Origin of the sequence: Pseudobacteroides cellulosolvens ATCC 35603 = DSM 2933 (assembly GCF_001262605.1) — a bacterium.
Classification (GTDB): Bacteria; Bacillota; Clostridia; order Acetivibrionales; family DSM-2933; genus Pseudobacteroides; species Pseudobacteroides cellulosolvens.
This window is the reverse complement of record NZ_LGTC01000001.1, coordinates 4,916,556-4,930,235: the sequence shown is the minus strand read 5'-3', so window position 1 is coordinate 4,930,235 and position 13,680 is coordinate 4,916,556. Positions and strand designations below refer to the sequence as shown.

The 13,680-nt window shown below is 35.4% G+C and carries 8 protein-coding genes; 5 read left to right on the top strand and 3 right to left on the bottom strand.

What is annotated here, in order from left to right; genetic code table 11:
* Positions 1–237 precede the first annotated feature (237 nt).
* Both Bccel_RS20250 and Bccel_RS20245 read left to right on the top strand, forming a co-directional pair.
* A complete protein-coding gene (locus Bccel_RS20250; protein ID WP_036937514.1) occupies positions 238–855 on the top strand; it encodes a GNAT family N-acetyltransferase in 618 nt (205 codons plus the stop codon).
* Between the two features lie 23 nt (positions 856–878).
* On the top strand, positions 879–2,225 hold the full coding sequence (locus Bccel_RS20245; RefSeq protein ID WP_036937762.1) for an APC family permease: 1,347 nt from the start codon (positions 879–881) through the stop codon (positions 2,223–2,225).
* Between the two features lie 118 nt (positions 2,226–2,343).
* On the opposite strand, the gene Bccel_RS20240 is transcribed toward Bccel_RS20245, so the two are convergent.
* Together Bccel_RS20240 and Bccel_RS20235 are read right to left on the bottom strand one after the other, a co-directional pair.
* Positions 2,344–4,281: a glycosyltransferase gene (locus Bccel_RS20240; RefSeq protein ID WP_050753672.1), complete on the bottom strand. Its 1,938-nt coding sequence runs from the start codon at positions 4,279–4,281 to the stop codon at positions 2,344–2,346.
* A gap of 184 nt (positions 4,282–4,465) precedes the next feature.
* Positions 4,466–5,260 carry a hypothetical protein gene (locus Bccel_RS20235; RefSeq protein ID WP_050753671.1) on the bottom strand — a complete coding sequence of 265 codons (795 nt, stop codon included), beginning with the start codon at positions 5,258–5,260 and terminating at the stop codon, positions 4,466–4,468.
* Positions 5,261–5,438: 178 nt separating this feature from the next.
* On the opposite strand from Bccel_RS20235, the gene Bccel_RS20230 reads away from it, so the two are divergent.
* Complete coding sequence (locus Bccel_RS20230; RefSeq protein ID WP_036937770.1) at positions 5,439–6,305, top strand: SPL family radical SAM protein; 867 nt, start codon at positions 5,439–5,441, stop codon at positions 6,303–6,305.
* A gap of 111 nt (positions 6,306–6,416) precedes the next feature.
* Here the strand turns inward: Bccel_RS20230 and Bccel_RS20225 are convergent, their stop codons facing one another.
* Positions 6,417–8,024, bottom strand: coding sequence for a PilZ domain-containing protein (locus tag Bccel_RS20225; protein WP_036937516.1), 1,608 nt, complete (start codon positions 8,022–8,024; stop codon positions 6,417–6,419).
* Positions 8,025–8,567: 543 nt separating this feature from the next.
* Between Bccel_RS20225 and Bccel_RS20220 the strand changes: the two genes are divergently transcribed.
* Together Bccel_RS20220 and Bccel_RS20215 are read left to right on the top strand one after the other, a co-directional pair.
* Complete coding sequence (locus Bccel_RS20220; protein WP_036937519.1) at positions 8,568–11,207, top strand: methyl-accepting chemotaxis protein; 2,640 nt, start codon at positions 8,568–8,570, stop codon at positions 11,205–11,207.
* Positions 11,208–11,634: 427 nt separating this feature from the next.
* Positions 11,635–13,500 (top strand): cellulase family glycosylhydrolase, encoded by a 1,866-nt coding sequence (locus Bccel_RS20215; RefSeq protein ID WP_050753670.1) that lies wholly within the window; start codon positions 11,635–11,637, stop codon positions 13,498–13,500.
* The last annotated feature ends 180 nt before the right edge of the window (positions 13,501–13,680 follow it).

The window sequence follows — 13,680 nt, the reverse complement described above, 5'->3', positions numbered from 1 at the left end:
AAATGAATATTTGAATAATTATAAATGTCCCCTGATCGCAGCATACAAACAGCTGTGTTTATGGGGCCTTTTTACATATAATTGTGGGCTCTGGATAAACACAGCTTCAAAGATAAATAATATGACTATGAAAGTATCATAGTATAGGGTTACATGTCTATCTTGTAAGAAATACTCTAAAATATGTCTAGAATCGGAACGATGGGGTAATTAAAAATTAAAAAGGGATTAACTATTATGACCGGATATAGTATTCGTAAAATTAATGATAAAGAATTGATAGATGTATATAAACATATAAAGAAGGATTTCGCACCGGATGAATACGCTCCTTACGAAGTTTTATATCACCAAGTTCAAAATGGTGAGCAGGAAGGAATGATTTTATGCAAGGATGAACAGGACGTTGCATATGCTATCTGTGCGGGCAGTAGTCCAAATGGATTCGTTCTTATCAGTTTGCTGGCAGTTTACGAACAGTTCAGATGTCAAGGCATTGGGTCTGTCTTCCTTAACAAATTGGGAAGTAAATATTCCAATAAGTCCGGTATTATTGTGGAGGTTGAAAAGCCTGAGGAATCTTCAAGTAAAGAGGAAAGAGATTGTCGTAAAAAGCGAATTGAATTTTACAAAAAGGCAGGGTTTTGTTTGATTCCCAATATAGATTACTCAATATGGGATGTCCCTATGCACTTAATGGCAATGCCTCTTTCAGTACCGATTGAGAGCATAAACGAGACTATTGGAAATATCATGTATGAAATATATCTTCAGCTTATGGGTAAACGCTATATACATAAATTGAAATTTTCACGGCAACAATTAAGGTTGGAAAAATGGAAGTATTATTTTTGAAGTGTGGAAAGAAGGAAATTGAAATGGATTCAAGTCTTAACAAGAAATATGGTCTAATTACAGCTATCGCTATGGTAGTAGGCATTGTTATCGGAAGTGGTGTGTTTTTTAAGGCAGAGAAGGTGCTTACTGCAACCGGAGGGAATTTGCCATTAGGAATTATGGCATGGATTATAGGTGGAGCAATCATGGTTGTATGTGCTTATACGTTTTCCATAATGGCGACGCGATATGAATATATTAATGGTATTGTGGACTATGCAGAGGTTTCTATGGGAAAAAGGTATGGCTATTATTTGGGATGGTTTATGTCTACTACATACTACCCCACTCTTACTGCAGCACTGGCATGGGTTTCCGCTCGCTACACCTGTGTTTTGTTCGGGTTTTCTATTGTCGGATCCGAAGCGTTGGCAATCACCGGTTTTTATCTGGTATTAAGCTACGCACTCAATGCATTATCTCCCGTGCTTGCGGGTAAGTTCCAAGTAACTACTGCCATAATTAAACTCGTCCCACTTTTTCTAATGGCTGTTATAGGCACAATAGTAGGTTTGGCAAGCGGTATGACAGTTGAGAACTTTACATCTATAACTAAACAGGTAAGTACAGGCAATGCCTTGTTTACTGCTGTTGTAGCCACTGCTTTTGCATATGAGGGGTGGATTATAGCAACTTCCATCAATGCTGAATTAAAGAACTCTAAAGTGAATTTGCCAAAAGCTCTTGTTATTGGAACGTTTATTGTAGTTATTACTTATATACTTTATTATATCGGACTTTCAGGTGCGGTGAGCAACAAAGCTCTGATGGAAAGCGGTGAGAAAGGTGCAAAGTTAGCTTTTGAGACGGTCTTCTCAAAAGTTGGGGGAACTGCGTTGCTTGTATTTGTTGTAATATCTTGCCTCGGAACTCTTAATGGCCTAATGTTAGGATGTACCCGTGGAATCTACTCTCTTTCTGCTCGTGATATGGGACCAGCGCCTAATGTGTTTAAACAGGTGGACAAAGCAACAAATATGCCCACTAACTCGGCGATTCTAGGATTGTTTTTCTGTGGGATATGGCTGCTTTACTTTTATGGTTCACAGCTTACCAAGTCATGGTTCGGCTTTTTTAATTTTGATATAACGGAATTGCCCATCATTACAATCTATGCTGCATATATTCCTATTTTCTTTATACTCATTAAAAAGGAAAAGGATTTAGGTCTATTCAAACGTTATATTGCCCCTATTCTTGCCATAATGAGCTGTGTGTTTATGATTATCGCAGCATGCTTCTCCCATAAAGTTGAGGTTTTGTGGTATCTTATTACTTTTGTAGTTATTATGATAATCGGAAAGTTATTCGATAAGTCAAGGGCATAAATAACAATCTTGATTAAGAGTATCAATAATCATTGTCTTTTGATTTAAATAGAATTGTCCCAACACTCTTTATCTACAAGAGTCTTGGGACATGATTAATTTATTTAGTAGATATTTTCTATTTTACTGTTACAAGCTCACCTTCCAAATACTCAATTCCCAAATCAAAATCACAGTAACTAACAATATCATTAGTAGAATCTTTATCAGGCAAAAATTCAATATTGCTATATATGTTTGTCGAATTGTAAATATATCGTGGGACAGTTACGTAAAGAAAATTAAATAAACGCATTCTTTGCTCTGAAGATAAATGATCAAATTTTATTCCGATTTTTTTAAATCCATCCCCCGAAACTTGATTATATTCTACTAAGCCGGTAACATCCAATATTCCATCCGGTAAGCAAATTCTGATTTTACCTGAACTATCAATCATATTTGCATCTACATCTGTAAGGCCTATACCACTTCTGGAAATATCATTTACAGTAGCGTGCAGCTGGACTCCGGTTAATTCCACAAACCTGCTGCTCAACTGGACATTAAATCTGTAGTCTTGACGATAATATATTCTTCTTAATACTTCCCGTATTGCTGTGAATAGCAGGTAACTGTTAAAACCAGACCATAATATGGCTATAACTGTACATGCAGCTGAGGCGTAAGATAAAAATGTGCCCATTAACAAATTAACTGTTCCAAAGAGAATAGACATTAATATAGCAGTTAGGATGATACCATGAAGATAAACTTCATGCTTTTCTTTTGATCTAATTGAGCTTTCAACAGACTTCGGAGTAACACGAAAAGTCATATGTCCTGAGCCGAATAAGCTAAATGAAGCCTTTATGAAAGTGAACATTTTAAGAATATTATATTCTTCTACTGCTATAAATCTGAAGTAACCCCTTCCAAGTGCCTTGTTAGTAAGAATGAGTAATAGAAAGCAAGGTGCCCAATGAATAAGGAATTCATATCCTGAGTTTACTTTCAAAGGCATGCTTCCTGTAAATAAATATATAACAGGAACCAACAAGTAAATCAATTTTTGATATGACTCAAAATAAGTGAATATTGCTGAAAAATGAGCCAATCGTTGTTTGACGCTCAACCCCGGAGCAATAAGGGGATTGTACTTGCTCTTTAGAATTTTCATAGCACCCTGAGCCCATCGGAGCCTTTGCAGATTAAAAGCGTGTATTGACTGAGGTGCGATTCCAAAAGCTAAAGCCTCATTATGATATTTTATATTCCACCCTTTACCATTGAGTTTAATCGATGTCAGAAAATCTTCAGTTATACTTTCGGTAGCCACTCCGCCTATACTTTCCAAAGCACTTCTTCTCACTATTGATGGACTTCCGCACCAGAAAGGAGCATTAATGGAATTTCTTCCTGGCTGAATAACATGATAGAAAAGTTGTTGTTCATGCCAATTAGTAGTATTGCTTAGATGCTGTACCGAATCCAAATTGTAAAATTCCTGAGGCATTTGTACAATAGCCGTTTTGGGATCATTGAAATACCCTAATGTTTTTTCTATAAGGTCAGGTTGCGGAACCATATCAGCATCTAAAATAACTATAAACTCGCCGCTTGTTTTCTTAAGTGCTTCATTGATATTACCGGCTTTTGCATGCCTGTTGTCAGATCGTGTAAGATAAATACAGCCTAACTGTTTTGCAAGAGCAGCTACTTCATCTCTTCGCCCGTCATCCAAAACATAGGTTGTATGCTCGTAATTCATGTTTACACAACCGATCATAGTTGCTTCAAGGACTTCCAAATCCTCATTATATGTAGGAACAAAAACATCAACACTTTTTCCATCAGAAGATGGAATTCTTTCTCCTTTTTCTATATCTTTAGTCATCAGTGCAAACAGAAAGTAATTAATAAATCCATAAAACTCCGCTACAAGTAGAATTAAAGAGAAAAACAAAGCTGAATAGTTTATTGTTTCGGTAACTCGCCAGAACATATAATAAATAATATAAATTCCTGTAATTATCACTAAAAGGTGAATAACTTTTTTATTGTATATATTAAACATATGATCACTTCCTAATAGCTGTATTTGTTGTTTCGTACAAGTTGGATCCATTATATCCCTGTTCAGTTATTTTTATGTTCTAATTGATACCCATAAAAGCAACAGCTTAATCAATTTTAATTGAAAAATAGGAAAGTGATTTAAGTATTAATAATATTTTATTACCTTCATATGTTTAATCGAACTATAATAGTTCCCTATAAAATCGGCAATCAAACCGACATTCTGAAAGCAGCTTTTGAGAAGGATGTTGATCTCTTGAACTGAGCCATTTTTTAAGAAACTCCAGCCGTGGCGTAATTTTGGCACCTAATTCCACTTTGTACTCCATATATGGATGGCCCAAATTCCAGAAATGATAGCCGTGGTATTGTAAAGTTTTAGCAAGCAGTACCAATTGAAGCTTGCCAAAATTATTGTGCTTTTTATTGTTTTTATCACAAAAACCGGTTAAGCTGGTGTAGGTAGCCCCTATTGCGTATCCTATTTCACCGGCAATAACTTCATCATCAGCTGAATCACAAAGTTCAACAGTTACGATTTTAAAATCTCTTTTTTTATCATTACAGATAGTTAATCTATGCAATAGATCTGCATATTTGCTGCTTAACCAGTTATCTTTATGATATTTGGATATCTTATCAACTGTATTTTCTAGACTTCCATTTATGCGAATACAATAATCATTATTTATGAAGGCCTGGCTTTTTATAATTTTCTTCACCTTTTTATTAATGATTAAATTATTCCAGTCAAGTACGGCATAATGGGCCTGAATTTCAGGCAACAGTATTTCCGAACCTGATACATTAAGGCATGTACTTATAAAGCCTGCATACGCACTTTCTATATAGAAATCTTCAGACCAATCATCAGTCCAGTATAGATGTAATTGTGTGTTTGGATAAATGCCTGAATACATTAAATGTAGGTCTAGAATATTGTCTATTGTTAAGTAGTAAATTTCTTCCTGGCTCATGCTTGTTTTATTGCTCCTTTCACTGATACTATAATTCTATAGCAAATAAACAAAATAAACAATGTCCTTCAGGGTGAACTTAGGTGAACTTGACATAATAGTGTCAAGTTTGCTGTGATATAATCATATGGAAATCCTTAATGGAATGACAAAAAATAAAATTTTGAAGGATGATATTATGGAAAATTTAAAATATAAGGAAATTAGTTGTGAAATTGCAATGAATCAGCTGAAAAGGCGGATTCCATATAGCTGGGATTTAAACATATATCGTGGATGTGAGCATGGCTGCAAGTATTGTTATGCAATTTATTCCCATGAATATCTCGGCTCTGATAATTACTTTGGTGATATCTATGTTAAAATAAATATATTGGAGCAGCTTGAAAAACAGCTTAGTAATCCTAAATGGAAGCGTGAGATTGTAAATATCGGTGGTGTTACAGACAGCTACCAGGCTGCAGAGGAACATTACAGGCTAATGCCGGACATTTTAAAGCTGTTGATTAAATATAAAACTCCTGCCATTATTTCAACCAAATCTGATTTGATACTGAGAGACTATGATTTGATTGATGAATTATCCAATATAACCTATGTTAATGTTGCTGCAACTATAACAACCATGGATGAAAATATAAGAAAGCTTATTGAGCCGGGTGGGGTTGAATCGGATAGACGCTTTAAAATGCTAAAAACATTCAGAAAAACAAATGCTTCTGTAGGATTGCACGTAATGCCTATCATTCCTTACCTGACAGATAGTTTTGAGAATTTCGATTCACTTTTCAGCAGGGCAAAAGACAGTGATGTTCACTATGTTTTGCCCGGAACTCTATATTTGAGGGGTAAAACAAGGACAGTGTTTTTTGACTTCACAAAAAGAGAGTTTCCTCATTTGTATGATGAACTATTAAAACTTTATAAGTCCGGAGGTGCAGATAAGGAATATAAGAATTCCTTATACAAGACAGTTAATGAGCTCCGTGAAAAGTACAAGCTTTCAAACAGTTATACCAAGCCCATGAAGGAAAAGCTCAAATGATTTTATAAAAGCCAGTCAGGGTACAAATTGTTTGTGCCCTTTTTTGTGCGTTCAAAATTGTTGAAATAAATTCAGCTTCTACGTCTTTATTATTGTATACATTCCGGGATCTTAGCCCATCATGGTTTTAAAGTAATTTTTGTATTCTCTTACACCATCGTTATTGGCAATAACACGTGCAGCAATGATCCTTTTAAGGTTTTCAACGTTTATATTATCGAAATTTATGCTGTAGTCTGAATTGATCAAAATGTGGAAATATTTTTTATTGAGTTTTTGGTAAAAACTGCTCAAACCAACACAAATAGCTTTAAGAAAAGCATTTTGATCAATGTTTGTATGGATAAAATAAACTTTTGCACAATCTACGCAGTTAAATAAGTTTAAGCCCGAAGTGTAAGCTTCTGCAACCACATATGCAACTATATCACCTTTTTCAATAACCCTGAATATCTTTCTTTCAGCGTAGAGATCTTTAACACTATAGATATTTTTGATTTTATCCAGATGTATATCCTCATTATAGCAGTAACAGCCTTTTTCTATCTCTCTTAAATTTCTGTCTGAATAATTAATAAATTCATTTGCGTCATATAACTCTTCGACCATATATGGGACATTTCTTTCATTGGAATTGCTGTCGGATATCGATGCAACAAACCATATCAATTCTTCAAATAAGAACTTTCCGGGGTTGTTGATGTGCTCGCTTATCCTTTGAAGTAGCCCCTTGTGCCAATCTAAATCCCGATCGAAATATGCCAAGTAATATTTGAAATAATCATGGTTTAAAATGTAGTTTTGAATTGCTTTATAAATATCCATCTTGCAAGTCATGTTAAGCTTGGCTTCTTTCTTAACTGCAAGGTGATGTGCGAGGAAAGTGTAATTATAAAGCTTAATAATACTTGCACCTGAAAGAATATGATTATTCTTATCTACGTATACAAAGCTTTTTGATATGTGGGGCATATTGTCCATTTTTCGCAAAACATTGATCATTTCTGGAAAATTGCTTTCAATTCCTATGTTTGAAAGTTCAAGATATCCAGATTTATCAAATAGCTCATAAATCTCATCTTGTGAGTAATCGCTCATATTTTTTAAGTTTGTATGACTGTTTTTAAGGACATATTTTATGATTTGCATTTTATCCAACCAGTATATGTCTTTGTAAGCCAGACCGTAAATATACATATCCTCACTCTTTTGAACATGCCTGACTTCTGCATCAACAAAAATTACTACATCATCCAAACTTATTGTAAAGTTCCTCAATAAATCTCCAACCGCCAGATCTTTTTTAGATCCCTGGAAGGATAACCCTTTTGTGTGGATGTTAACAATTCGATACTTCTGCTTGTTCATGATTATATATGCATTCTCATCTTCCTGTATTATGTAACGCTCAAGCTGCCGTTTTGTCAACTGGTATATAGTTTTAGGCATACCCATTTTTAATAAGCTGTCAATATGTGTAAAGAAATAAAAGGCATAATCATTATAAATAAAGGTTACTTTAATTCGTTGATTTCTGAACATGGCATTGGTTATAAATACTTCGTTGTCCGTGAACTCTAATGTAGTATTTATTGTTTTTTCATCTTCCAGAGTTACCATGATGTCCATGTTTTTCTTCTTGGAAAGCTTTTTGAAGAGCTTTTCGATATATTCACTATCACTTATATCATTTATTTCAAGTTCCTTTACTTCCAACATACTTATAATGCTATCCCCATTAGAGGAATAGCCCTCCTTTCAATAAGTTTGTTATTATTGAAGTTATATTTAAGTAATGTATGTAAAAGCGACATAGTGTGGTTTGATGTTTACTTTAAAATTAAAAGATTGCACAGCAGAATGGAAAGTAAATACTGATATATAACTTTACAGTTCGGTATCTATAATCATATTGATTAATAATTGATAATTATGTTTGATATCTTAAGAAGGATTTTTAGTAATAGAAGAGTTTAATTCTCTTATATTTTAATTCGATGTTTATGTTTCAATATCCTTTATTTAAAAAAATTTTTTAAAGTCAGGCAAAAATAATGATAAGGTCATTGAAACACTTGAAGGATCAAGTTATTAGCTTAGTTTTCTAATTAACCTGTACGAAGGTTTTTATTATTAGGACTGTCTAAAGTGTCGAAAGTTAACATAATGTCATATGTAAATGAGGGAGCCTATCATGAAATAGCTTTCTAGTAATACCCAGCAATAGTCAAACTGATGCAAACAAATTAAGGAGGAAGTCAAATGAAATGGTTTGATAACTTGAGGATTAAGTCTAAACTGTTATTTTGTTTTATTACAGTAGCAATGTATACAGCAATTGTGGGGGCAATTGGAATAAGTGATATGTACATATTAAATGATAAGGCTCAAAGTATGTACAAAGATAACTTAACTCCAATTGGGATGCTTTCACAAGTAATAACCAATACCCAAAATGCCCGTGCTACCATAATTTTAATGCTTTATGACAATGATAGAGGCAAAAATGTAGAGAGGCAAAAGATAGTAGACAAAGCAATTTCAGATAATAATGCAATATATGCAGAATATGAAAAATTGATAACTGATAAGAGGGAAAGTGATGTCTACAAAGTATTTAAAGAAAATCGTACAAAATATAGAGATAAAAGGGATGAAGTACTTAAACATATAAAAGAAGGGGAATTAAAGACTGCAAATGATAAGTATCCGGAAATGGAAGCTGCCAGAGCAAGTATGGCGACAGACATTGAGACGTTGATTGCATTAAATAAGACTTTTGCAGACGAAGCAAATATTAGTAATGCGTCAGACTTTAAGACACAAACAATAATTATATCGATAATTATACTTATAACAATTGCACTGGCAATTGGAGGAGGTTTTTATGTAGCACGGTTAATCGGAAAACCAATTAAAGAATTGGTTGAAGTATCTGAAAAACTTGCTTTGGGTGAAGTTGACGTTAATGTTGAGGTGAAAAGCAAAGACGAAATTGGACAACTGACAGGCTCTTTTGCAAAAATGATATCCAATATCCGTGTACAAGCAGAGGAAGCAAACAGGATTGCTTCCGGTGATCTTAATGTTGAGGTTCAGGTTAAATCCGATAAAGATATACTTTCAAAGAGTATGCTGCAAGTTGTTGAAACCCTTAGATCTCTTAAGGGGGAAATAAATACACTGGTTGATGCATCTGTAGTTGGGAGATTGGATAAACGTGCAGATATCCAGGGTTTCCATGGGGAATGGATGACAATGATCAGCGGCTTAAACAGTATGCTGAACACTCTTGTGGGGCATATAGATTCCATACCTACACCTGTTATGATTATTGATAAGGATTTTACAATTCAGTACATGAATATTAAAGGTGCGGAATTGCTTGCATCAAGCCAAAGTCAATTAATTGGCAGGAAGTGCTATGACTGCTTTAAAACATCAGATTGCCATACTTCTAATTGTGCTTGTGCAATAGCAATGCAGCAGTCCCGTCAATGCACCCGGGAGACGGATGCACATCCAATGGGAATGAATATGGATATTGCATATTCTGCATTCCCTCTTAGGGACGAGAATAAAAATATAATCGGAGCATTGGAACTAATTATGGACCAGACAGCAGTTAAAACAGCATCAAGAGTAGCCAAAAAGCAAGCACAGTTTCAGGAGAATGAGGTTGAAAAGCTTTTGGTAAACATAGAAAAATTGGCACAGGGTAAGCTTGAGTGCGACATATCTGTTGCTGCAACCGATGAAGACACCAAAGCCATCGGAGAATTGTTCGAAAAGATTAATAAGAGTTTTGGAGACAGTATAGAAACTCTTTCGTCATATGTGTCTGATATATCCAATACCTTAACTGAAATGGCAAACGGCAATCTTGTAGTTGCTTTAAATGGCGATTATAGAGGGGATTTTATAGAAATCAAAAACTCATTAAATAACATAATTAAGTCGTTTAATGATGTGCTCAATGATATTAACAATGCTGCTTCACAGGTGGCTTTAGGGTCAAGGCAGATGTCCCAGTCCGCACAGGTCCTTTCACAGGGTTCAACAGAACAGGCAAGTTCAATCCAACAATTAACGGCTTCCATGGAGGAAATTTCTGCTCAGACAAAGAAGAATGCTGTCAATGCAAACGAGGCAAATGAGCTGGCACTATTAGCAAAAGATGATGCTATTAAGGGTAATAAAGAAATGAATGAGATGTTAAAGGCTATGGCTGATATTAATGAATCTTCTGCGAATATATCCAAGATTATTAAAGTTATAGATGAAATAGCATTTCAAACTAACATACTTGCTCTCAATGCTGCTGTGGAAGCTGCAAGAGCCGGACAACACGGCAAAGGCTTCGCAGTTGTAGCGGAGGAAGTGAGAAACCTAGCTGCAAGATCGGCCAATGCTGCTAAAGAAACCACAATGCTTATTGAAGGTTCTATTAAGAAGGCGGAAGGCGGTACAAAGATAGCTAATTATACTGCTGAAGCCCTTACTAAGATTGTTGAAGGAGTTACAAAGGCCGCTGCACTTGTTGGTGATATTGCAGTAGCTTCTAATGAACAGGCATCAGGTATTGCTCAAGTTAACCAGGGAATTATACAGGTATCCGAGGTAACCCAGACAAATTCTGCTACATCCCAGGAGGGTGCTGCCGCAAGTGAAGAACTTTCCAGCCAGGCAGAAGTTCTTAAGGAGATGGTTGGCAGGTTTACACTAAAGAAAAGTAATTCTGCAGCTAATAACTTCAATGATGCAAACCCGGAAGTACCGAAAATGTTTGACAATGCACCTTCAAAAAAGAAGGGGCACATGGGAACGGGTAATACAAAATCAGAGTTGGATTCTATAAAGGCAAAAATACTTTTGAGTGATAAGGAATTCGGTAAGTATTGAGTTTCAAGGGTAGTTGCAAATCATGTTTCACCTTTGACTTGTTATCACATAAAGGACTTAGATCTATGAAAATATAGTAGTACACTTTGAAAATGAGGCAGTTGCTAAATCAATTTAACACTTCATATTGTGCTAAATCCTTTTAAGTCTGCACAATATTATGATTAAATTGATTTGCAACAGCCTTTTTTTGTCTAATTTGGATTCCAACAACGTAAAGAAATTAATGGAGTTATGTCATAAAATATGAGATAATTTGAATAATGGAATTAACTTTAGGCATGTTGAAAATATAACTTCCCGAATAATTTGGCTTTTGTGTTGATTTAACTCGTCAACGCCCGCGTAGAAAGCGGAAGTAATTTTTGATTCATGCCTTAACTGGAAGGTAGGTGAAAACCGCTACAGTATTTATGTATCGGTTAATATGCTAAAAAGTAAATTGACAAAGGTTTATTTTATTATAATTTTATCTGTCATGCTTGTTCTTATCTCAATTGTTGCATATGACAAACTTATAAAAGGAGACAAGCAGGATGTTGCTGAAAAAGGTGCAGATATAAATCCGGCAAGTTTAGCAACATCAGCTGCTGTAGTTGAAGAAACAGATAAATCCCAAGGTGGGATTTCCCAAGATAAATCAAAGTTGAATCTGGAAATAAAGCTGGGAAACAGCTGGGAAAATGGGGGTAAAAAGTATTCTCAAATAGATGTTATTGTAAAAAATAACAATGCAAGTGAAGCCTCCGGCTGGAGTGTTGATATTCCTGTAGCAAGCAATGCAAAAGTGGACCAGATCTGGAATGCTGTATATAATCTGGAGAATGGAAAACTTACATTTAAGCCAGCCCAACATAATGACAAGATACCATCTAACGGCAATATCAGTTTTGGCTGTATATTGATAGATGCAGGCAGCATTAATACCGGGTTGGCAAAGCTTGAATGCAAAGTGGATGATTTGATGGCATCAACAACCGGGCAGGGAAATGGAAATTCGGAGAATAACAGTAGTCAGAACAATGCATCCGGTAATACTGCTCAATATGTGCAACCCTCAAAAGTAAACGCTAAGGGCGTTCCTCCTCCATCAACAGATGACTGGCTTCATACCAAAGGCAACAAAATAGTGGACAAGAACGGTAAAGAGGTATGGCTTACAGGTGTTAACTGGTTTGGATACAACACAGGAACAAATGTATTTGACGGACTCTGGGCTGCTGATCTTAATACATCGCTTACAGCAATTGCAGACAGAGGGTTTAACCTTTTAAGAATACCCATATCATCTGAATTGATATTAAAGTGGGCAACCGGAAAGGCACCGGAAGCTAATTTTAATAAAGCAGCAAATTCATATCTCGTTGGAATGAACAGCTTGGAAATATTTGATTATGTAGTAGGACAATGCAGGGCTAACGGAATAAAGATTATGATAGACATTCATTCGGCTAAAACCGATGCCATGGGGCATATGAAACCGGTTTGGTATGAAGATGATATATCCGAGAAGGATTACCTGGATTCATTATCCTGGATGGCAGAACGTTATAGGTCGGATGACACCATCATAGCATTTGATTTGAAAAATGAACCTCATGGAAAACCTGATGAAAAACCTCGTGCAATTTGGAATAATTCAAAGGACCCGAACAACTGGAAGTACATAGCAGAGAAGGCTGCGAATGCAGTTCTTTCAAAGAATCCCAATGTTTTAATAATGGTGGAAGGAATAGAGATATATCCAATTGATGTTAAGAAAAATTCCGATTATAAGTCTACTAATAAAGCAGAATACTATTTTAATTGGTGGGGCGGAAATTTAAGAGGTGTTAAAGATTACCCCATAGATTTGGGTAAAAACCAGGATCAGTTGGTATATTCACCCCATGATTATGGCCCATCGGTTTTTGAACAGCCCTGGTTCAAAAGCGGTTATACATATGAAAGCTTATATAAAGATTGCTGGAAGGACAACTGGATGTATATTCATGAAAAAAATACCGCACCTCTTTTAATTGGAGAGTGGGGAGGATTCATGAAAGAGCCCAATCTAACCTGGATGACACACTTAAGAAAGTTAATTAAAAGCAACAAGCTAAATCATACCTTCTGGTGCTTCAATTCCAATTCAGGTGATACCGGAGGTCTTGTGCTTGGTGACTTTGTTACATGGGATGAGCAAAAGTATAAGTTTGTGAAGGATGTTTTATGGCAGAAGAACGGGAAGTTTGTGGGGTTGGACCATCAAATACCCCTTGGGAAGAATGGGATTACACTTAGTAGTTATTAGGGTGAGAAAGTAAAGTGAACAGAATGGGGCTATTATTATGAAAGATTTTATTTCAAATTTGCTCAAAAAAAATTAGAATTAATAATCAAGTTGAAAAGATTCACCCGAAGTTTTGGAAATCCAAAAACGAGAGCCTTTATCTTAATTTTGGTGAATATGGTCAGGAAATAGAGGTAGCAT